Below are 21,973 nucleotides of genomic sequence, written 5' to 3'. Positions count from 1 at the left end.
AGGTATTTTTTGGATATCCACGCAGAATAATATAGAATCCAAATAACAATGTGTGTTCTAAAAGGAGATTTCTATGAATACTATATTAAAAATCATTTTGATTCCGGCGGCTGTTTGTGCATTCTGCCTTACAGCTTGTACGACATTGCCGGCTAAGGCGTTGTATACGGAACCGACAGTTACCGGTGTTACGGTTAATACGGAAAATAACCATTTTGACGTGGTATACGCTATTAACTGCTGTGTAATGCCCAAAGCAAAAGACGATTTTATTAGTTTCAAAGTCGATACGATGCTGTATACCTATCGGCTCGATTTTTCCGTAAATACCGGAATGAAGGCTATACTCGACCGTTTTTTCAGCATAAGCACTCTTGCCGATTCCCAGCATAGACAGAACGGTCATCGGTACCTTGGTGAAACAACTCTTTATGCTTATGCATCATCTGCAGAGACAATAAGCAGACTTGTTGCTGAAGGGAAAATTGCAAACCATGTACGATTCAGTTTTTTGCTGAAAGATGGGAAAAAATATCTCTTGCTTGAAGGTTTTCAGGTACAAACGCTCGATGGAAAATTAGCAATCGACGACTATATCGACAGCATTCCATTCCATTATGACGATATAAAAAAGGCGTATGACTTTTTTAACGATACGGAGCAGCTTGAAGAAAACCGACAAAAGCAGTTGCAAATCGCCCTTGCAGCAAAGCAAGCTGAAAAAGAGAGAAAGGCAGCAAAAACGGAAAACGAAAACACTGATGTTATGATAAATTCTGAAGAAACTTCTGTCGAAGATCAATAAAAACAAGCCATTTTCTTTCTCGTGCTATATAAGACTATAACAAGGCTGAAAAAATCAGCCTTGTTATAGGAGATTATATGAAGCGTATAGCATTTTTACATCACGCAAAAAATATAGCGCGTAAATTTTATAGCAATCTTTTATTTCCGCAACCGTGCCGTCTCTGCGGAAACATAAGCGAAGCGGGATTACCGCTCTGTAATCATTGCATTCAAACCGAATTCATACCGTATATTGCCGCTACTGATGCGGAGAAGCAGTCACAAAAAGCTGAATCCCGCTGCAAACATTGTGGAAAGATCCTCATTTCCGAACATGAGTATTGTACCCGCTGTAGACCGTCCGATGACGAAAAGGTGGAAAAGCAAAAACCTGCCTGCGATCGTATTTTTACGCTTTTTCCCTATATCGGACTTGGGCAAAAATTACTACCTGTTTGGAAGAATAATAATATTCGCAGTTTTTCCACCGCATTTGCACCGCTTATCCACAGTTTTCTCACACAACATCCGAAACTTATGAGTATTCCACTCGTACCGGTACCGCCACGCCCCAAAAAATTGCGAGAAAAAGGCTGGGATCAAATTGAAGATCTTGTAAAGGATTTATCGGTTTATCCAAAACCAGCAATATACCGGTGTTTAAGACGGCAGGATAGCACTCCGCAAAAAAAACTGTCCAAGACAGAACGCGCAGTGAATTTGCAGGGAAAAATAAAACTTGCAGCAAAGACCGTTCCTAAGACGCTCATCTTGCTCGATGATGTAATGACCACCGGCGCGACGCTCGAAGCCTGTGCTCATATATTAAAAGCTGCCGGATGCAAAAACGTCTACGGACTTTGCCTTTTTTTCGACTAAAAGGAAAAAAAACCTCTAAAAACCAACAGTTTTTAGAGGTTCACAATTTTAGAGGCGTGTCTAGTAATTACACCGTTACTTCGGGAACGGGAGTTCTTTTTTCACTGCCGAGCGCCAACTCACCTGCCCGTTTGTTACCGGAAAAGAAGGTGATACAAGCGCCGGCAATGTAGATTGTCGAATATACACCGCTTATCATACCTACCAATAAGGCAAGCGCAAAGTCTTTCATACTGCCGGATGTAAAGATGTAAAGCGAAATAGCGGCAAGCATTGTGGTAACGGTTGTGATAATCGTTCTGCTTAATACTTCCGTTTGTGCAAGATCTAAAACATCAACTAATGCAAGTTTCGGATTCAGCCGGATATTTTCGCGGATACGGTCGAATACGACGACCGTGTCGTTTATTGAGTATCCGACAATTGTCAAAATTGCTGCAATGGTGGTGGAATTAAACTCCATCTGCGTCCACACGATGAAGGTAATCATAATCAAAACATCGTGAACCAGCGCAAGTACGGCGCCCAATGCAAATGTCCAACGGAAACGGATTAAAGCGTAAATGAAGATTAAGAATAATGCGCCAATTACCAGAAGTATCGCTTGGCGAGCAAGCGAACCGGAAAAGCGAGAGCCGACAAAATCGGTACTCAATACGGCAAAATTATCCGCTTCATAAGCTGCTACCAACGCAGTGTTTATCAATGCCCGCAGTTCGGCATTTGCATTGGTGTATGTGCCGTTATCAGGTAATCGAATTTGGAACACACGGTCGCGTGATTCGCCGACCTGCTGTACCGAAACCGAAGGGACGGATGCAAGTGCGTGGCGCACTTCATCTGCATCGATCGGCTGTATTTGATCAGGAATATAATGAACGCGGAATGGCTCCGTTGTAAGACGGGAAATCTCCGAAGTAATAAACACGCTTTGTAATGCGGTATCGGTCTTTGCAAGCACTTTTGCCTGTACACCATCAATTTGCTGCTGTACAGCTTCGATAAACTGTCCAACGGTGGGGTATTCGGCATACTTAAAGGACACAACCTTATTTTCAGCATCCACCGAAATAACGGTAATATCAATCCCTTGGGAATTTTGTGCTACCTGTATATTTTTCTCGCCGCTATACGTTAAAATGAATGCAGAAGGCGCGAACCGTACTTTCTCGATAAATCCTGCCTGAAAGTCAATACCGAAGTTAATTCCTTTAGTAAAAAGACCTACAATACCGGAAATAATAAGTGCGCAGCTTACGACAACCATAACACCGAAAAGCTTGCTGAATTTTATCGTTTTTTTCATACGAGTGACCTCCAAGTAATATGCAGCTTCTTCTGATGTAATGTTTCCGTGCCGAAATCAAAGATCAACCGTGAAACAAAAAGAGCTGTAAATACGGAAGAAACAACACCGATTGTCAAGCTGTAAGCAAATCCTTTGATCGGTCCGGTTCCCAGTATCGACAAGAACAGAGCTGCAATAAAGGTTGTGATATTGGAGTCCATAATCGCCCAGAATGCATGAGCAAAACCGGTTTGAATAGCAGCCTCCCTACTCTTATGCAATGCAAGTTCTTCTTTAATTCGCTCAAAGATAACAACGTTGGCATCAACCGCCATACCGATGGTCAAAATCATACCCGCGATACTCGGCAGCGTGAGCGTAAGGTTAAATGCGGAAAGTACGCTGAACACGATATAAAGGTTCAATATCTGTGCGACACAGGCATTAATGCCGGCAGCGCGATACCAAATCAGCATAAACGCCAAAACAGCAATTAGCCCCCATCGCAGCGCCATTAAACCTTGATTGATCGCTTGCTCACCCATGCTGGCGCCTATCACCTGCTGGTTTTCCAATTCAAGCGGTACATTAAGCCATGCAGTACGTAAAATTGTTTTAAGGTTTTCCGCCTCGTCTGCACTGAACCCGCTGATGGTTCCCGTACCGCCGGTAATCGGTTCCTTGATATTCGGCGCCGACTTTATTTTATCATCGGATACAATAGCCAGCCGTTTGCCTTGGTTTTCAGTCGTAACGGTTGCAAAGATTTCCGCACCTTCCTTATCGAGTTCGAATACAACCAACGGCTCATTGGTTTGGCTGGTCGTCGTGCTTACCCGCTGCAGGTGTCTGCCTTCAAGAGCAGCCTCTTTCTTAATAACAAGGAAGCCCTGCCGTTCATCCAAACCGTACGCATCCTTGCTATATACGCCGAGTACCTTGGTATCTGCAGGAATAATCGAAGGATTGATGAGATTATAATCCGCATCAAACGTATGCGTCGGGTTAGCATTATAATAGGAATAAAAAGCTTGAGTTGCATCGTCGTCTACGATATGGAATGCAAGCAAGCCGCGCCCCATGATAATCGAGTTGATCTTATCGGCATCGGCTGCACCGGGGATTTCAACATAGATACGGTCATCACCCTGTTGTCTGATAACGGGTTCGGTCAGACCGAATTTATCGATGCGGCTTGAAATGGTATCGATGGCTAAATTCATCGCCTCTTTTTTTGCCGAAGTAGTCGTATCGCCGCTATCGCCGGTTACCGCACTTAAATCGGCCTTAATGATGATGCTCATACCGCCGGAAAGGTCAAGTCCGAGCTTTACCGCATTTGCCTGTGCATTTTTGATACCGAGTATCTTATTTCGGTATGAATCTTCCATTACGGGACTCATTGCAGCCCGTGCTTTATCCTCAGAATTTTCAGGGAATGCCGCAAGCAATGCGCCTGCCGTCCACACGGAAGGCTGCTCTTTGCCGAGACTTTTTAAATTCTTCTTTGCAGCACTAATAAGCGGATCATATTTTGCCGGAACAGGATTGGAATCGCCTTGCTTCGCAGATGCGATTAATGCGTCGATATCCGTTTTTGTCATATTTATGACATAATCTTTAATTTTTTCTCTGGAGCCGAGAGCCAGCGCCTTATCGTCTTTATCTGTCCAAAAATACCATTTAAGGGTAGGATATAAAAATGCAAAGCAGAGGCCTAGTACAGCCAGCACAATCACGAATCGAGTTCGCTTTCTCATGTCTATCTCCTCATCTAACGGAAATAAACGTTCATACTGCGGTTATGCACAGCATGAACGCTTATCAGCCGATACGTTCCTATACGGTACGTTTTTACTCCGCTTCGCCGGAAAAATCGGGCGGCTGCGGTTTTTCGGAGCTGGAATCTTCAACTTTCTTTTCTTTCTTTTTAAAGAGAGTAGCAAACGGAGAAGTCTTTTCCGGCACATTTGCCAGACGGCTTGCTTTTGTCTTTTCATCCAAAATAACGCTCCCGATTGCGGAACGATTCATTTCAAGCTTACAATTATCGTCAACTTTCAGAATGATCGTCGTTTCTTTTACGGAAGACACAACACCGTGAATACCGCCGATTGTGATAATTTTGTCACCCTTTTGAACGGAGGCTATCATTTCTTGCGTTTTTTTCTGCTCCTTTTTTTGAGGGCCGATAATAAAAACGTAGAAAATTACAAAGATAAGACCGAGAGCGAGAAGCGGAATAAAACTACCCCCCGATGCGGCTTGCTGCAACAATGGAATCGCATTCATTATTTACATCCTTATTTATGATAAATATCCTTAAAATACTAGCACAAAAAAAATGCGTAGTCAATTCACAGGTTATTCTGACGGTTACTTTACCGACAGCAACTCAAGTTCAAATACCAAATAGCTGTCGGGAGGGATAACTCCGCCTGCACCGCGTGAACCGTATCCAAGTTCCGGCGGAATAACAATCGTTCGTTTTTCACCGACAGCCATTTGCATGGCTTGCTGGTCGAAGCCGGCAATGAGCTGCCCCGCTCCCGCAACAAATTTCAGCGGTTCATGCATATCGGAATCGTCGAACACCGTACCGTCCAGCAAAGATCCCTTATATTTCATAGTCAGGGTTTTACCTGCTTGAGCTTTAACTCCTTTACCTTCTTTTATAATGGTATAGAAGATACCGTTTTCATTCTTAACGGCATTGGGGAACTTTTGTTTTATCAAAGCCTCATTCTTTTCACGTCTTAAAGTGGTACGCTGTTTTGCCCGTTCTTCGGCTCCTGCAAGATAAGCGTTAAAATCTTTCTGGGTTGCGGTAAACTTTTGCGCCTCAGAGCCTTTGCGGATAATCGATATGGAATTCATACGGTCGCCCTGCACGATCTTGTTTACAACATCCTGTCCCTTTACAACACGGCCGAATACCGTATGCTTTCCGTCAAGCCACGGGGTCGGTACGTGGGTAATAAAAAACTGCGACCCGTTTGTTCCCGGTCCCGAATTTGCCATCGAAAGGATACCGGCGGTATTATGCTTGAGGTTGTCAACAAACTCATCAGGGAAGCGATAACCCGGCCCGCCGGTTCCTTTACCGTCGGGGTCGCCGCCCTGAATCATAAAATTCGCGATGACACGGTGGAAGGTTAAGCCGTCATAAAAAGGCTTTCCCTTTGCAGCGTCCAATGTTCCTTCTGCCAATCCGACAAAGTTACATACCGTCATGGGCGTTTCCTTATAGAACAATTCCAAAACGATATCGCCCTTATTCGTATCGATAACGGCATAGACGCCGTCCTTTTGTAATTCTGCACTTATTGCGTTCATTTTTCTTCCTTTTTCAGAATCTCCCGTTAAAATAATCGCAGCAGCAGCTGCTGTCGCAATAATCAAAAAAGTAATCGGTAAAACCAATACCGCAATTTTATTCACCCGCATAGTTCCTCCATCAAGATGCTGCGCTATTCTCATATTGTGCAATGAACCATCCGTACACAGCTTCTCCCCGTGTTCTAAACGAATTTTGCACTCGCTCCCGAAAAACGGAAGGGGCGGTAAAATCGGCGCGTGTCAACATGTGTATCAGCAGATATTCTCCAAGATCGGTTACGGCAATCGACGCCTCTAAATTTTCAGGTTCAATCGCTTTAAATATCGAATACTTTAATACACCGATATTTGTAGAAATGAACCCTGCAGAATCGAAATCTGAGCAAAACCGATAACGATAAATATTTTTATCGAAGGTTAAATCCTTTTGCACCACATAGACCGAAAAATCCGTGGAAGGATTGTCAACAGGATCGGCAACTCTCCCTTCCGTTTTAGGATCGTCGATAATATACGATGCTTCGTAGAGCGTCCGCATCTTTTTTCGACTGCTCGAATAATATTGCAGTCCTTCCAATTTTGAAACGGAACGCAGAATACAGGATATTTTCTCTACATCTTTTATGCTGCCTTGCGTCTTTTTATGCAAATACAACGCCTCTATTAAAAAAGTGGGATTACCCTTATCCCAATTTTCTGCAAATGTCTGGGGCACAGCAAAAAGCGGCACGAGCCGCGGCACAGCGTTTTCTTTATTATACACTGAGCGGAAAAGATGTCCTTGCTTAAGCAATTCTATCCGCTGCTCAGCGGATAAAAATGAATCCAGCGCCGAAATCACCGAATCCGGTACATTACCGATATCCTGCGCAAAAAGAGAACAGCCTGCCAAAAGAGCAAGAAGAACAAGACACCGCCTCATTCACTAAAGCCCTTTATACAATACACGCACTTGCTTGTATAAACCTTCCCCTTCGCTCTTTGTATCGACATCCCGAATATCGGTAAGCGTACTGTGAATAAGTCTGCGTTCATAGGGATTCATCGGTTCAAGCAACACTGAAGCCTTCGTTGTTACAACTTGATCGGCGGTGGTATAGGCAAGCCGTACCAACGATTCTTCACGGCGAAGCCGATAATTTTCACAATCAAGCATGATCCGCTCAGAGATGCCGATTTTGCCGGCATACACATTGGCGATCAGTTGGAGCGCATCCAGATTTTTTCCCTTCTTTCCGATTAAAATAGCGGAATCTTCGGATGAAAGCCGTATAAGCAGCTTATGTTCTTCGTGTGAAAGGATTTCGATATTTGCGGTATATCCCATTGCCTGAATAAGCTCGCCGATAAATTTCACCAGCTCAGCTTTTTTATCCGTAGCGACCTCGTGTGAAGGCGCCGGTTGATGGGGAGTATCAACAATAGGCTTCCCCGCAGCGGCTTTATCGTCAATATGCACGCGAATTTTGGCATAGCCTTTCTTAAAAAGCGAGTTTTTTTGAATTTCGACGATTTCCACATCGAACTGATCCGCCTCTACGCCAAGCTCGGCGATTGCTTTATCTATAGCATCACGTTCGGTTTTTCCTTCGAATTCATAGATCATTTCCGACCCTCCTTTTTCTTCATCATTGCCTTAATGATGAGCTGTTGAACGAGCATCAAGAAGTTCGTGCTTGTCCAATAGAGCAGCAATCCTGACGGCGCATTATAGAACATAAAGAAGAAGAATAACGGCATACCGTAGAGCATAACTTTCATTGTGCTATTTTGCTGCTGATCGCTTGTGGGAGTTTGCGTTATCTTTCCAAACACCATCTGCGAAATCACATAGACAATCGGCAAAATACGCAGCTCCGTCCATCCGAGGAAGGGAATGGGATTGGGAAACTGCAAAACACTATCACCGACAGACAAATCCGGTATCCAATGAGGAATAAACATTGCACCGCGGAATTCAAAATAGTTATTAAACAGCCGGTACATTGCAAACAAGATCGGCAATTGGATCAATAAAGGCAGACAACCCGAAAGAGGGTTATAACCGGCTTCTTTGTAAAGCTTAGCCATCTCCTCGTTCAGCTTTTGCGGTTTTCCTTTATATTTCGCCTGTAATTCCTGAATCTTAGGCTGCATTTTTTGCATTTGCTGCGTTGATTCCGAGCTTTTCTTGGTAAGCGGGAAAAAGATAACCTTTATCAAAATTGTTACAAGGATAATCGAAACACCCCAGTTCGGAATAAGTTTATAGAAGAATTGCAACAGCCATTTAAGCAATACCTCAAGCGGACGCCAAATCCCGCTGGAAACGGCGACCGTATCAATCCGCAGATTATCATAGTTGTAGTTATTTTTTGATGGAATATTGTAAGTACTTAAAATATTTTCGGAACAAGGGCCGAGGTAGATACGGTATACGTCGGTTGCCTTATTGCCGGTAATCACAGGCCGCGAAAAAAACAGCTGGCCGTCTTGTACCGTATCCGCATTAGGCTGTGCAGCGGAATACAATATCTGCTGTGCGGGAATCGAAGGAATAACGATAAGGCTGAAATACTTGCCTGAAATTCCCGCCCACGGAACGGAATCCGTAATCACTTTGGTCTGGTTGGCTTTTAATGCAGTGTCTTTTTTCTTTCCGTTTATGTAAGAAAAAAAGCGCCGGTATTCGTAACGGTCTGCTTTTGCATCCCAGTCGGGACCGATTTGAGGCATTGTCCTCAGCGTATACCCTGCATTATCAAAATTCAGCCCTTTCATATCGGCATCGCCGCTTATTGTAACGGCAAGTTCAAACATATAGTCATCAGGCAGAAAGGTATATCTTTTAGCAAGCGTAAATGAAGATACGGAACCGTCTTGGTTCTTTATCGAAATTGTCTTAAAAAAGCCGACAATCTGCTTTCCATTTACCGTTTCTTCTTTGACATTAAAGAATTGATTTAAAGCGGAAGCCTGAGCACCGCCCAGCGCAATCGAGAATGCTCTATTCCGATCGGTTAGGTTTTTTACCAATTCCACATAAGAATCGCCTTTGGAACTGCTGTGCTCCAACAGCTTATACGAAATGATATCGCCACCTCGGTTTGTAAGCGTGATTTCCGCAATATCGGTTTTAACGGTAACAGTCTGCTCACCGATAACGGTTTCGTCAGGAGTTTCCAGCACTCCGAAATCGGCGGGAGCGGTCTCCGCTACAAAGGTATTTTGCGGAACTTCTGCCTGCTGCTCCGTTGTAGAAGCGGTGGTAGACGGCTGTTGCTGTACGGGTGCAGGAGGAAAAAATTTGTATTGCACAAACATCGCAGCTGCAATGACAAGACCGGAAAGGACCATTGCAATAACGGTATTTTTATTCATAAACGAATCTCCTAGGGAACGGGATCATACCCTCCCTTATGAAAAGGATGACATCTAAGGATTCGTCTTACCGCTAAATACCCTCCCTTAACAGGCCCGTATTTGGTCAGGCTTTCAAGGGCGTAATGAGAACAGGTGGGATAATATCTACAACAAGGCGGAAACAAGGGAGAAATACACTTTTGGTATGCCTTTACCCCCGCACATAATAAAGACGTAAAAATACGCTCAATCGTTTTCAGATAATTGTGTTTCATATTATTGAGATCGAATAGAGAACATATCCGCTTTTTTAAACAAACAGTCCAGCTGAGCCATACGTAGAGAAAAAGTATCGTGCCCCGGAAATATAAGCAAAAGAATATCCTTCCCTATTACAAGCTGGGATTTCATTTGCCGGTATACCTCTTTAGATAAACGGCGCGCTTTATTTCTTTGTACAGCAGAACCGTAATGTCGCTTAAATGTACAAACAAAACGATTATATGGTAATTTATTCGGTAAAACGAACAACTTCGCGCCGTCGCAGCTATAGCGGTGTCCTATTTTAAACATTTCCCGTATCCGCACGGCGCCGCAAAGGCGCTCTTCTTTAGGTAAACAAGAGCGCTCCATGTGTTAAAACTCTTAGTAACTCTTTTTTTCGTCGGATACGGAAAGCTTATAGCGTCCTTTTGCACGGCGGCTTTTTAAAACAGCGCGCCCTCCGCGTGTTGCCATACGCGCACGAAATCCATGACGGCGCAAACGTTTCGTTCTACTCGGTTGAAATGTCCGTTTCATAAAACTAGACTCCTTCTATATATAGTTATCAGGCGCATTATCCGCCTAAAAGATATCGGGATAGCGAGGAAAGCCAAATTTCCTTAAAATGCAACGACCGAACAAAATATCAATTTTGGAGATTGTTGCATTGATGCGCGAAACGCGCATACGTCAATAAGCGACGTTCGCGAAAGCGAACTCGCCGTGTTTTTCAGCCGCGCTATCTTTAGCGGCTGAAAATAAACCTTCCTCAATATACTAGACAGACGACTATACTATAGCACTATAAAAAAGTCAATCTATCGCTTCGGGGTAAAACGCATCAGATCCTTTAATACACGCCCGCAGAATAAAGAGGCTGTTCAACCAGAGTTGAACCACTTCGCGGTTCAAATGGTCTCACAGCCTCTTTATTCTGTGGTATTTGATTTATTTCTCTGATGCGTTTTCCCCCTTTTACTGAAAAAAGGGCTCAATAAACAACCCCGACGCAAGCGTCGGGGTATTAAACCATCGCACGAATAAAAAAATGCGCGAAATTTTATTTAAAACTTCGCGCATTGAGAATCCAAAAAAAGGCATCCTTAAATAAGGATGCCTTTTCAAACCTAGCAGGGGTAGGACTTGAACCTACGACTTCCGGGTTATGAGCCCGACGAGCTGCCAACTGCTCTACCCTGCGATGTACGGCGCCTAAGATAAACCACAATCGGAAAAATGTCAAGCGTATCAAAACAAATTATTTACACCGGTACGCGCCGTGCAATGCCGAGGATGGTTAAATCATCGTATTGAATATCTTCCTTTATTTGTTGGTAGTAAACATATTCATCGTAAATAGGATGAGGCGCCTTGTCGCAACAGTAAATATCATATTGCAAGAAGCACTTACTCAAGAATGCATCAATTTTTTTATCCACTTGGACACAATCAAAGGATTGCGCGGAGCTGTCTTTATACATTCTAAAGACTTTTTCAACGGAAATAAGTGCCAAAACAGCATCTTCAATCGTTCCATTACACGAAGAAAAATCAAAATCCATCTGTTCGTAGATAAAATCACTCTGCCGTTTTTTGAGCGTAAATTTTTTTCGGGCAAAAACAGCCTCAATAATCGCTTCAACCCTATCTTTTCCCAATGTTTCGCTGTCGGTACCCAGCAGATGACTACTATCGCCATTATCCTCCAACAGTATAGGATCGGAACCATCCTTCGACTTCAAAATCGGCACACGAAGCTTTCGTTTCGATTCTTCAATACCGTCAGTATAAAGGAACAGTATATCTCCACAATTCAAGTGTATTTTTTCAACAGGGTATCCGCCATTAAGATTTATCATCTCTGAAGAAAAGGCTCCGGCTGCTGAGCCTGAACGCAATGTATAGCTTTTCAAACGCCGTGTCTGCTTATCGTAGATATGAACAATATTATCGCCGGCATTACAAAAATACGCATCGCCGACACGCATATTGATAATACAAAGGCTGAATGCAGCAAAACGTCCCACAAATCCGTGCGATTCGATAACGTCATTAATCCGCATAACGATATTGCTGAGGTTATAGCCATCGCGTTTATAGTTCCAATTTTGAAAATAATTTTGAAACAAAGTCGCAACTTCTACCATAATAAGGGCAGCAGGAACCCCCTTCCCTGCAACATCGCACTTTATAACAGCATAGTGGAAAGCATCCAATTTCCGATAATCAAAATAATCACCCGAAACACCGTGCGCACCTTCATAGTACCCGAAAAACTCGGAATAGAGGTCGCGATGGCTACCCGTTGTCAGCTTTCTGCCGGAGGAACTGAGATCCAGCGGGATAAACATCTTTTGTATTTCTTTCCCAACCTTTAAATCTTTAGAAATAGCAGCAGCGGCGGCCAATCTTTCAGTCATATCGTTAATCGTTGTTCCCAGCATTCCAAATTCGTCTCGTGAAGTAACTTGAACTGACTTACCGGCCAATTTCTCTTTATCTTCGGTATCGCGAATTAATGCAACATGCGCTGCCAATAGACCGAGCGGACGTACAAATAATGAGCTAAGGATCCATGCGGTAAAGATACCTGCAATCAACACAACCAATGAGATTTTGACAATAAGGCGAATCAATCGGTTTTGCTGTTCGTTTATTTTTTTCAATAGATTTTCTACCGAAACATCAACAAATACGATACCCTGCACGCTCTCTTGCGGATTTGCAGGATTATAATAGATAATAGGTTCGTAAAATAAATACTCGGTTCGTTTTTTTGAAAGATTCTGCATTGAATAGTCAGGATATGAACCAAAACCTTGATCGGCCAGCGCCGAAAGATTAGCTTGCAGCTTTGCTTCCAGATGTCTGATATTTGCCTGAATTTCAGTTTGGCGTTTAAGCATATATGGATCACGATGTATATTCAGTTCATCCATCTCATTCGTGAGTAGTTGAAGCGAGTCGATGTACTGCTGAACGATTATTGAGGCCTCGTTATTGATATGCGTCAGCTTTTGTAAGATTTCTTCGATTCCTTCAGGATAAAACTGAGATTCTCCGGGAATATACCGATGAGTATTAATCATTTTAGTGATATCCTGATAGTCGGTCGCGAGGACATAATGAAGCCCTGTCCGCCCGGGAAGATTGCTCCTGCCTGTAACAACGACATATTTTGCTTCGGGAAAAGTAACGCGATTCAATAACAAAAGATCAAAATCTTCCTGATTGGGATCCGAAAAATGAGTTTGAACCCGTAATTCAAGGTTATCGAGCAATATTTTTGTTTGCAACAAGAGACTGTTCGAAAGTAAATCTTTATATGGGCGAATAATGGTAATGGCAAGAGATGTGGCAACACTTGAAATAACGACAAGCAAAATAATAACAATAATAACTACGAACTTTATACGGACACTACTCCATAAATGTACTGTCGGTTTATATTTTTTTGTGTTGTCAACTGCCTCTTTGCTTGCGTCCATGCTCACTCCCGGTAAAATGCTTGATTTTGAATAAAGAATATTATATCGTAAATATCCCACAAAAAAAAGAGGGTATTCATAAAAAAATAAGTAAAATTTTAACAAAAAAACTTTTAGTATTTCTAGAGGGAACCTCTAAAAACCTCAGTTTTTTAGAGGTTTTCCTTAGATTTACTTGCGATGTTTTGCTTTAAGTCATTACAATATAAAGACTTAAAGTAAAACTCGTCGGGCATCTCTAAAAATTTATTGTGAAATATAACTGCCCGCAAAATCCATTACGGTAACGGCGCCATACGGTGCATTTCCGGTCTCGTTAAAGCCGATACCAACCTTCTTAAACTCCTGTTTTAGGATGTTGATTCGGTGTCCCCTACTCGGAACTCCGTCATCGATCAAAAGCTGAACAACGATTTCCCGTGCCGTAACGCTGCCGTAAGCGCAGTTTTCGCCGCAAAGCACACCCCATGTACCATAGCGGTTGATGCGGGTAGCAAGGTCGGAACCATCGCTCCCCGTATGCCCCATCTCTCCGGTACGCGCCTGATCATCCGCAAGCCATTGTGCCGAACGGCACAGCCCCGTTTCCAAGGTTAAAGGTTCCACAGCAGCCGTAGTCTTTAGTACCCGGATACATTCCTGTAATGGTGCAATACCTTCTTGGGTCAAAAGCCGGACTTTTCCCGGTTCGGCATACATGTTCCCATCAAAGTATTTAAGCCGCGGTTCCAATACTTCCGCCGCATACTGCTTAGGATTTGTCCGTACGAAATTCAGCTCTTTTACGATTTCTTCTGCAAGTGTTCTCGTCTCGCTTGACGGCATATCCGGCACCATCATATTATTGCCGGTAGTACAAGAAAACAAAAAGAGCACAAACGTCATCAGTAAAACAAACAGTTTCTTTTCCATAATATCACAGTGTATTCAATTTGCAGTAAATAAGCAAGATTTCCATAGACCCCCGTTATTATATAAGTTATAATTGCCCCCTATGAAACGGCTGTTGATTGTTTTATTGTTTGTTACTGCGATGTCGGTTCATGCGCAGGATTTCCTTCTGGCAGGTACGCAAGACGGATTATATAGACTTACCTCGGTGTCCACACAAAAGATTTGGGATACGGCTGCGGTGCGTAAAATTATCAGAAGCGGGAATACATGGTTTTTCCTCACCGATAACGGCATTGCACGCTCAAATGATTTAATACGGTTTGACTATATCAACAATGGCCTTCCGATAAAAGTGATAAAAAAGATACCCGATGGGGAAAAATCCTTTATTAAAAAGCCTCAGATGTTAAAAGATTTGGAAGCGCATCCGTCCCGCCCCGATACCCTTATTACCGCAACAAACAGCGCCGTATTTTTAAGCGAAGACGGCGGACGGCATTGGTGCAATCTCGGCTGCCATACTCAGGTCAACGGATTAAAAGCTGTCTGCGTGCTCGATTTGCCGGATGCGCAGGGAAATCCGCAGCTAACCGTCCTTGCCTCCCACTCCATCTACGGCGTGGCATGGAAACAGCCGTCCGTTTCCGACAAATGGCAACCTTTGAGCGAGGGACTTATCCCCGGACCGGAAAGCGATGAAGAAATTTCAGATATTGTTGTGTATACCCATCAGCAAAAACAGGAGGTGTATGCTGCGCAAACATTTACCGGCAAACTGTACCAGCTCGATTGGACGGCAAAACGCTTCTATGCTGTCGCGGAGTGGACGGACAGCATTACAGCTGCACGCTGCATCGACGGACTCAGCCCTGCTGCGGTATCCATCATCGGCTGTAAAAACGGCGGCTTGTTTGAAATACCGCTGATGCTGCCAGCACCCGCTCCCAACCGACTAAAAGGAATAGAATTCAGCCTGAAACGTATTGCCTCACAGCCTCTTTCGGCGTGGATACCGCAACGGATGACGCGGCTCGGCAAAGCAGTCAGTCTTTCGGAATTGTGGCTGTTCGACGAAGGAGAAAAAACACGGAAAACGGAATATCTCCGCCGCGCTACGGGACGGAAAGGAGTGTATCTACCGGCGTATCAGGCAAGGACGGCTGCCGGTTTGCAGCGTTACTTTGACCTGCTTGAACAAAATAAGCTCGACACGCTCGTTATCGATATGAAAGATGATTTCGGTTTTGTCCGCTACGATTCGCAGGATGAAGAAATACAGGCAGTGGGAGCGGTGCGCCCCTTTATTCAGCTTGAAGATTTTACCGCAAAAGCGAAAGAACGTAACGTCTACCTCGTTGCCCGCATCGTCGTGTTCAAAGATAAGCAGCTGTATCGATACCGAAAAAATGTATATGCGGTAAAGGATAAAAACGGTAACCCGTGGCAGGGTTATAAAACCGTTGACGAAACGGCAGAGCCGATTGAAGAATATTGGGTAGACCCCTACAACGAAAATGTGTGGAAGTACAATACGGCTATTGCGGAAGAGCTGATCCGGAGAGGTTTTGATGAAGTTCAGTTCGACTATATCCGCTTCCCTACCGATGGAGAGAATCTCTATGCGGCGCGATACCCTGCGCAAGAACAGGGTATGGATAAGGAAAGTGCAATCATGTCCTTTCTTGCCTATGCCCGGGAAAAAATTCACGCGCCGATTTCAATCGATATTTACGGGGCGAACGGATGGTACCGCACCGGAGCGCGCACGGGGCAGGAGGTGGAAGTACTTGCCGACTACGTTGATGTGATATGCCCGATGTTTTATCCCAGCCATTTCCGGCAAAGCTTTCTTGCGCAAAAACCCGCTGAGGAACGCCCGTACCGTATTTATCAGCAAGGCTCCTACCGGAACAAGATTATTGCGCACAATAAAGTGATTATCCGACCGTGGACACAGGCGTTTTACATTCCCGTATCCTACGACAAAAAGTATTATAATGAAGATTATGTGCAGCGGCAGATTATCGGCATCAAGGATTCCATTGATGAAGGCTATGCCTATTGGAATAATTCCGGCCGATACGCCGACATCCGCCCCGACGGTCTCCCGCTACCGAAATAAAGTTTCCGCGGGGTTTAAAAAAAACAGCCTGATGCATTTACCCTAATTATCATCAATTATCTAATAGTCTCCAAATAGGCAAGCGTTTCTTCCGCCGTTTTTTTCCAGCTGTATTGCTTTACCCATTCTATTCCTGCATCAATCAGTTTTTGCCGCCGCTCTTTATTTGCACCGGCGGTATCGTTGATAAGGCTGCCGATGACTGAGGCAATCTCTTCCGGCTTATCGGGTTCAAAATAGCAGGTGCAGTCGCCTGCAATTTCCGGTAGTGCACCTGCACGGACGCAGGCGGTCGGAATACCGCAAGCCATCGCTTCGATTACCGGCAAGCCGACTCCTTCGACGGGCGACGGAAACACACAAAGATCCGCTGCAGAATAGAGGAGCGGAAGATTTTCGTGCGGGAAATATCCGGTAAGCAAGATGTCCGATGCAAAGGGAGAGCGAAGAACAGCCTGATGCACCTGTTCCGCCTGTTCACCGTCCGCTCCGGCAATTACCAGCCGATGCGGCGCCTTTGTTTTTTGCTTAAAGATAGAAAAAGCATTTATCAACTCGATATGCCGTTTTTCAGGATGAATAATCCGCGAGGCATAAATAATGTATGGACGCCGAATAGCAAAAGGCTTAATCATCAGCGCTTCCTGCGCTTGCAGGTTATGCGGATGAAACAGCTCGGTGTCGATTCCGTTGTGGATAACCCTAATTTTATCTTCCGTAAGACCGTTTTTAAGCAGATTATTCTTGATATAATTACTGGGGCTGATGATACCTTTGATAGCTCTGAGCGTTAATTTTGATACAAGTGATGATATGTTTTTTAAATACCCTTGGGAGTTATCCCCAAGTATATTCTGCATAACCAGTACCGCAGGAACCTCAAAACGCATAGGTAAAAGCTTTGTGCCCGACGGGAATAAAACAATGTCATATTGCTGCTTACGAGCAAAGCTATTAAAAGAGAGATGATGCCATGTCTGCTCGGCAAAAGCAGAATCCCCGACGGAGACGCAGGTGTATTTGACCCCTTCAACACCCGACGTATAGGTATATTTATCCAATTCGTGCCCAAAAAGCTGAATACTGTGCTCGGTTTTTGGCAAGTTATGTACTAATGAAAGAATGTATGCCCCGATCCCCGATCTGCCATGATCGCATCCGAGCGTATCAATCCCTATTTTCAAAATAAGCCTCTTTTTTTTATTTTTAAGCATCTCAGAGCAGTCTCACCGGATAAATAAATCAAAATCGCAGCCTCGATTATTCTGCGGGGTTATATAAAACATCCGGTGAGACTGCTCTGGCGGATACACTCACGATTATAGCATTTACCGTAACAATATGCTATCCTTGCCGAATGACTGACTTTTTGGATTTGCCGCTGTACAAACCTTTTGTTGAAACACTTGCCGCCGGAGGGATTATACACTTGACCCCTATACAAGAAAAAGTAATACCGCTTGCCTTAGAAGGCAAAAGCGTCTTTTTTGAATCCGAAACCGGCACGGGTAAAACCTTTGCCTTTTTGCTGCCGCTTTTAACTCGGCTGATGCAGGAAGAGAAAAAGTCAACCGCTCCGCGTATTCTTATTTTAAGTCCGACGGTAGAGCTTGCATCTCAAATTAAAGAAGCGGCTGCACAATTACAAGGAGTTGATACTAAATGTTTTAAGACGCTGCTCTGTGTCGGCGGCAGCTCGCTAAAACGGCAAATAGACGGATTAAAAGAAAAACCTGCCGTAATCATCGGAACACCGGCGCGTATTTCCGATTTGATCGGACTAAAGAAGCTCAAGCTGCAAGAAATAAAAGCTGTAGTGATTGACGAAGCAGACCGGCAGCTTACGAGGGAAAGCAGAGATGCGCTGCAAACCGTTCTTGCAGCGCTGCCGCAAGATGTGCAGGCGCTTGCGTGTTCGGCAACTTTTAACAGAAAAAATAGTGCATTACTCAACGTTTTTTTGCGGCGTTCAGAAACCGCTACATTACCGGATCATATTTCGATTGCAAATACGGGTGTACTGCAAAAGTCCATCGAGCATTGGGCTCTTTTGAGCGAGCGGCGCGGCAAAGCCGATACCTTACGTGCGTTAATTCATGCTTTGAACACTGCAACAGTGGATTCCCCCAAAAAAATGCTCATTTTTACGGCGCCTGCACAAGAAGTTGAAAACCTTGCACAAAAGCTGCAATATAAAAAGATCGATGCCGTGCCGCTATACGGTAAACTGAACGGTTCCGAGCGAAAACAAATTATCGCTCGGTTCAGATCGGGTAAAACGCGGATATTGATTACCAGCGATTTGTCCGCCCGAGGACTCGATATTGCCGACATTGATTACATCGTACAGATGCAGCTTTCAAAGGATGTCGATGTCTTTATACACCGCGCGGGGCGTACCGGAAGGGCTGGGAGAAAAGGTATCAACATCGTCATCGGAGACGAATACGAGCTGCGCCTTTTGCAAGGCATCGAGAAGAAACTGGGCATAACAGTGTATCCAAAAATCCTCACCGGTGGAAAAATCGAAGCTGCTACGGAAACTATGTAAATCAAGTTTTTGATACGTCGAGGATTTGCCCCCTTCCGTAAGCCTTTTGAAAATAGCCTGTTGACCAGTGTACTTCCGTGTGCACTGTTCAACGTCGAGTTTGCGGGGCAAACTCGCTGCTGCTCAATTTCACGGACATCCCTGTCCGTTCTGAAAAGTCTTTCACCGTAAGCCTTTTGAAAATAGTGATACCGGATACAAGGCGCGAACAAAAATAAAGCGGAGGCGTACTTGTTGTACGTCGAGCATTTATTGCAGTAGCGGCATTTACTGTTCATCCTTTCCGTAAGCCTTTTGAAATAGATGATGCAGATGCTAGGAGCGTACAAAAAACACCCGCAGGCGTACTTGTTGTACGTCGAGGACTGTTTTTTGTTAAGCGACAACGCAGATGCGTCGTATATTTCAAAAGGATAGCTTGCAGGGACAGTATAACCGTGCTACACTTATCGTATGAAAACTATCAATAAAGATTTACAGTCTATTACGGAACACTTCCCTTCCGACTTTACGGAAAATGAAAAAGCGGCGGCGAAAACGCTGTTTTTAAAAAAACTTTCACTGTTAACACACGAATTTTATGGCGGAAAACTGCAAACCGTCCCAAAATGCGGGATTTACGGATTTAACTGGTTTAACGTTTGGTATACGCCGGGCGTATCCGCCGTTTCTACCGGTATCCGCGATAATCACGACAGCTCCTTTATGCTTTCCAATCGAGGGAATCTTGTAGCGGTTGTCAGTGATTCCACCCGCGTACTGGGCGACGGGGATTGTTCTCCTTCCGGCGGACTTGGTGTTATGGAAGGAAAATGCATGCTGATGAAGTACTTAGGCGGTGTGGACGCCTATCCCATCTGTATCGATTCCTACGTCAAGCCGAATGAAGAAAAGAAATACAACTTCCCCGCCGGTAAACATTGCCCCGATAAGATTATCGATTTTGTGAAAATGCTGGAACCAAGCGTCGGCGCAGTTAATCTGGAAGATATTCAGCAGCCGGATTGCTTTAAAGTTCTGGATACGCTGCGGGAAGAATGCGACATTCCTGTTTGGCACGACGACGCTCAAGGAACGGCCTGTATTACGCTTGCCGGTTTACTCAATGCGCTGAAACTTGCCGGTAAAAAAATTGGAGACTGCCGCATTGTACTTCTCGGTGCAGGCGCTTCCAACACGACGATTGCACGCCTCATCCTTCAGGATGGCGGAGATCCTGCAAAGATGATTATTTGCGACTCAAAGGGTGCGCTCCATGCAGGTCGCGAGGATATCAAAGCCGACACACGCTATTACCGTAAGTGGGAGTTGTGCCAAGCGACAAACCCCAAGCGGATAAATGACTTTAACGAAGCGCTAAAAGGCGCCGACGTGCTGATCGCTCTGTCCAAACCGGGACCGAACACGGTAACCAAAGAGCAAATTGCCTCTATGGGCGATAAACCCATCGTTTTCACCTGCGCCAATCCCGTCCCCGAAATTTGGCCGCACGATGCCAAAGCTGCCGGCGCCTTTATTACCGGTACCGGACGTGGAGACTTCCCGAATCAGATCAATAACTCCGTCTGCTTCCCCGGAATTTTGAAAGGTGCGTTGTTGGTTCGTGCACGGAAGATTTCCGACGGTATGGCTATCCGCTGTGCGCACTCCATTGCCGACTATTCGGAGAAAAAAGGCATTGATCCCGAAAACATCGTCGTAAAGATGGATGATGAAGATGTCTTTGCCGTCGAAGCGGCCGATGTCGCAATGCAGGCGATAAAAGAAGGTCTTGCCCGTATCACCATTACATGGGATGAAGCGTTTAAGCAGGCTAAGGCTGAAATTGCAGAAAGCAGGGCGCTGACACAGCAGCTGATGGATAGCGGATTTATCAAAGAACCGCCGCAAGATTTCTTTAATCAAGCGATGGACTACGCGATTGAACAAATTAAAAATCAGCGTAGCAAATAATACTTTTGGGACTTTGTGTTAGCCACATACTATCTGCCGGTGGTTCTAAATATGGAGCCACCGGCATTTTTTTTAAAAGGCAGGTACAGCCTCTTTTTCAGGGACGGTCTCCTCACGCATATCGTCTAATGCATCGGCAGGCTGTTTCCCGTTTTTAAACAAGGGCTTAAACTCGATGTGCTCGGCTACTACTTTAATCTTGCTGTAGTGTTTGCCATCGGTACCTACCCAGCGGTCTTGCTTTAAACGTCCGACAACCCGCACTCCGCGGCCTTTTGTGCAATTCTCCCCGCAGAGTTCCGCTAAGCGTGCCCATGTTTCAACATCAAAAAACGAAGTTTCCTGTGTTGTTTGATCTTCCTGCTTAAAAAAGCGGTTCGAAGCGATAGAGAATACACAGAGCGGCGTCCCTTTAGGCGTTGCCTTTACCACGGGATCGCGAACCACATTTCCCTCAATGATCAACGAATTCAAATTGTGCATAATAGCCTCCTAAAATAAGAGAACCGAATTCCCGCTCGCCGCGGTTCCGGTCTCTTTTGATCTTGTAGTACCTGTTATATAAAGCATTCATTTAAAAATGGCTGGAAATTTACGGTATTTTTGCAAAAAAATTTATAATTTTTTTTACATGCGCTGTTATGGGCTATTAAATAGAAAAATCGATACGGTTTGAGCGATAGTCTTGACATTCGGCGTTATTCTAGGCTAATATATAAGCCAATTATGGAGCGGTGGCCGAGTGGTTTAAGGCGGCGGTCTTGAAAACCGTTGTGCTGCGAGGTACCGGGGGTTCGAATCCCCCCTGCTCCGTAAAATAAAGGGCGGCACGTTCCTTTATATGTGCGTATATAAAACCGATAACTTAGACAGGCAATAACTTTGGAGCGGTGCGAGAGTGGCCGAATCGGGCTCCCTGCTAAGGAGTTGTACCCATCCGGGTACCGGGGGTTCGAATCCCCCCTGCTCCGTAAGATAAAACCGGGTATTGTTGTGCATTAAGCGGTAAGAATGCATTAATGGACAAAGCATATCGGGGATATTTGAGATTATAGCTCAGTTGGATC

At 44.6% G+C, this 21,973-nt stretch carries 19 protein-coding genes and 3 tRNA genes; 7 read left to right on the top strand and 15 right to left on the bottom strand.

All coding sequences use genetic code 11. The features are described from left to right. The first annotated feature begins 73 nt into the window (after window positions 1–73). Together HGH47_RS10020 and HGH47_RS10015 are read left to right on the top strand one after the other, a co-directional pair. Window positions 74–805 (top strand): hypothetical protein, encoded by a 732-nt coding sequence (locus HGH47_RS10020; protein ID WP_212565916.1) that lies wholly within the window; start codon window positions 74–76, stop codon window positions 803–805. A gap of 77 nt (window positions 806–882) precedes the next feature. Beyond that, entirely contained in the window at window positions 883–1,665 is a 783-nt protein-coding gene (locus HGH47_RS10015) for a ComF family protein (protein WP_212565915.1), read from the top strand. A gap of 67 nt (window positions 1,666–1,732) precedes the next feature. Here HGH47_RS10015 and secF read toward each other — a convergent pair whose 3' ends face one another. The 13 genes from secF to HGH47_RS09950 all read right to left on the bottom strand — a co-directional run bounded on the left by secF (window position 1,733) and on the right by HGH47_RS09950 (window position 14,298). Further along, window positions 1,733–2,971, bottom strand: a complete 1,239-nt coding sequence (secF, locus tag HGH47_RS10010) for a protein translocase subunit SecF (RefSeq protein ID WP_212565914.1) — start codon at window positions 2,969–2,971, stop codon at window positions 1,733–1,735. Then, the gene (secD, locus tag HGH47_RS10005; protein ID WP_212565913.1) at window positions 2,968–4,713 is read right to left on the bottom strand and encodes a protein translocase subunit SecD; all 1,746 of its coding nucleotides are present in this window, start codon (window positions 4,711–4,713) and stop codon (window positions 2,968–2,970) included. Before secD ends, secF begins: the two co-directional genes overlap by 4 nt. Before the next feature lie 94 nt (window positions 4,714–4,807). Beyond that, on the bottom strand, window positions 4,808–5,245 hold the full coding sequence (yajC, locus tag HGH47_RS10000) for a preprotein translocase subunit YajC (protein WP_212565912.1): 438 nt from the start codon (window positions 5,243–5,245) through the stop codon (window positions 4,808–4,810). A gap of 84 nt (window positions 5,246–5,329) precedes the next feature. Beyond that, window positions 5,330–6,400 carry a peptidylprolyl isomerase gene (locus tag HGH47_RS09995; RefSeq protein ID WP_212565911.1) on the bottom strand — a complete coding sequence of 357 codons (1,071 nt, stop codon included), beginning with the start codon at window positions 6,398–6,400 and terminating at the stop codon, window positions 5,330–5,332. A 10-nt stretch (window positions 6,401–6,410) separates the two neighbouring features. After that, on the bottom strand, window positions 6,411–7,214 hold the full coding sequence (locus HGH47_RS09990; RefSeq protein WP_212565910.1) for a DUF6675 family protein: 804 nt from the start codon (window positions 7,212–7,214) through the stop codon (window positions 6,411–6,413). A gap of 3 nt (window positions 7,215–7,217) precedes the next feature. After that, the gene (gene jag, locus HGH47_RS09985) at window positions 7,218–7,898 is read right to left on the bottom strand and encodes an RNA-binding cell elongation regulator Jag/EloR (RefSeq protein ID WP_212565909.1); all 681 of its coding nucleotides are present in this window, start codon (window positions 7,896–7,898) and stop codon (window positions 7,218–7,220) included. Then, complete coding sequence (gene yidC / locus HGH47_RS09980) at window positions 7,895–9,652, bottom strand: membrane protein insertase YidC (RefSeq protein ID WP_212565908.1); 1,758 nt, start codon at window positions 9,650–9,652, stop codon at window positions 7,895–7,897. Before yidC ends, jag begins: the two co-directional genes overlap by 4 nt. Window positions 9,653–9,663: 11 nt before the next feature. After that, window positions 9,664–9,909, bottom strand: a complete 246-nt coding sequence (yidD, locus tag HGH47_RS09975; protein ID WP_371922018.1) for a membrane protein insertion efficiency factor YidD — start codon at window positions 9,907–9,909, stop codon at window positions 9,664–9,666. A gap of 1 nt (window position 9,910) precedes the next feature. Next, window positions 9,911–10,207, bottom strand: coding sequence for a ribonuclease P protein component (locus HGH47_RS09970; protein WP_432912201.1), 297 nt, complete (start codon window positions 10,205–10,207; stop codon window positions 9,911–9,913). 72 nt (window positions 10,208–10,279) lie between these two features. After that, entirely contained in the window at window positions 10,280–10,435 is a 156-nt protein-coding gene (rpmH, locus tag HGH47_RS09965; RefSeq protein WP_006188846.1) for a 50S ribosomal protein L34, read from the bottom strand. A 591-nt stretch (window positions 10,436–11,026) separates the two neighbouring features. Then, window positions 11,027–11,099, bottom strand: a tRNA-Met gene (locus tag HGH47_RS09960). Between the two features lie 61 nt (window positions 11,100–11,160). Continuing rightward, window positions 11,161–13,386: a SpoIIE family protein phosphatase gene (locus tag HGH47_RS09955; protein WP_212565906.1), complete on the bottom strand. Its 2,226-nt coding sequence runs from the start codon at window positions 13,384–13,386 to the stop codon at window positions 11,161–11,163. A 246-nt stretch (window positions 13,387–13,632) separates the two neighbouring features. Continuing rightward, window positions 13,633–14,298 carry a CAP domain-containing protein gene (locus HGH47_RS09950; protein WP_212565905.1) on the bottom strand — a complete coding sequence of 222 codons (666 nt, stop codon included), beginning with the start codon at window positions 14,296–14,298 and terminating at the stop codon, window positions 13,633–13,635. A gap of 82 nt (window positions 14,299–14,380) precedes the next feature. On the opposite strand from HGH47_RS09950, the gene HGH47_RS09945 reads away from it, so the two are divergent. Beyond that, window positions 14,381–16,402, top strand: a complete 2,022-nt coding sequence (locus HGH47_RS09945; protein WP_212565904.1) for a putative glycoside hydrolase — start codon at window positions 14,381–14,383, stop codon at window positions 16,400–16,402. Between the two features lie 56 nt (window positions 16,403–16,458). Here HGH47_RS09945 and HGH47_RS09940 read toward each other — a convergent pair whose 3' ends face one another. Beyond that, a complete protein-coding gene (locus HGH47_RS09940) occupies window positions 16,459–17,586 on the bottom strand; it encodes a glycosyltransferase family 4 protein (protein ID WP_212565903.1) in 1,128 nt (375 codons plus the stop codon). A gap of 173 nt (window positions 17,587–17,759) precedes the next feature. Between HGH47_RS09940 and HGH47_RS09935 the strand changes: the two genes are divergently transcribed. Further along, a complete protein-coding gene (locus HGH47_RS09935) occupies window positions 17,760–18,953 on the top strand; it encodes a DEAD/DEAH box helicase (protein WP_432912132.1) in 1,194 nt (397 codons plus the stop codon). 453 nt (window positions 18,954–19,406) lie between these two features. After that, the gene (locus HGH47_RS09930) at window positions 19,407–20,906 is read left to right on the top strand and encodes an NAD(P)-dependent malic enzyme (RefSeq protein ID WP_253676110.1); all 1,500 of its coding nucleotides are present in this window, start codon (window positions 19,407–19,409) and stop codon (window positions 20,904–20,906) included. A 72-nt stretch (window positions 20,907–20,978) separates the two neighbouring features. Here the strand turns inward: HGH47_RS09930 and HGH47_RS09925 are convergent, their stop codons facing one another. Then, the gene (locus HGH47_RS09925; RefSeq protein WP_212565901.1) at window positions 20,979–21,389 is read right to left on the bottom strand and encodes a single-stranded DNA-binding protein; all 411 of its coding nucleotides are present in this window, start codon (window positions 21,387–21,389) and stop codon (window positions 20,979–20,981) included. 245 nt (window positions 21,390–21,634) lie between these two features. On the opposite strand from HGH47_RS09925, the gene HGH47_RS09920 reads away from it, so the two are divergent. Both HGH47_RS09920 and HGH47_RS09915 read left to right on the top strand, forming a co-directional pair. After that, window positions 21,635–21,719 (top strand) — tRNA-Ser (locus tag HGH47_RS09920). 71 nt (window positions 21,720–21,790) lie between these two features. Then, window positions 21,791–21,877: transfer RNA gene (locus tag HGH47_RS09915), tRNA-Ser, on the top strand. The last annotated feature ends 96 nt before the right edge of the window (window positions 21,878–21,973 follow it).

It is taken from the genome of Treponema sp. OMZ 805, assembly GCF_050937395.1.
GTDB lineage: Bacteria > Spirochaetota > Spirochaetia > Treponematales > Treponemataceae > Treponema.
This window is presented reverse-complemented; position numbering and strand designations above follow the sequence as displayed.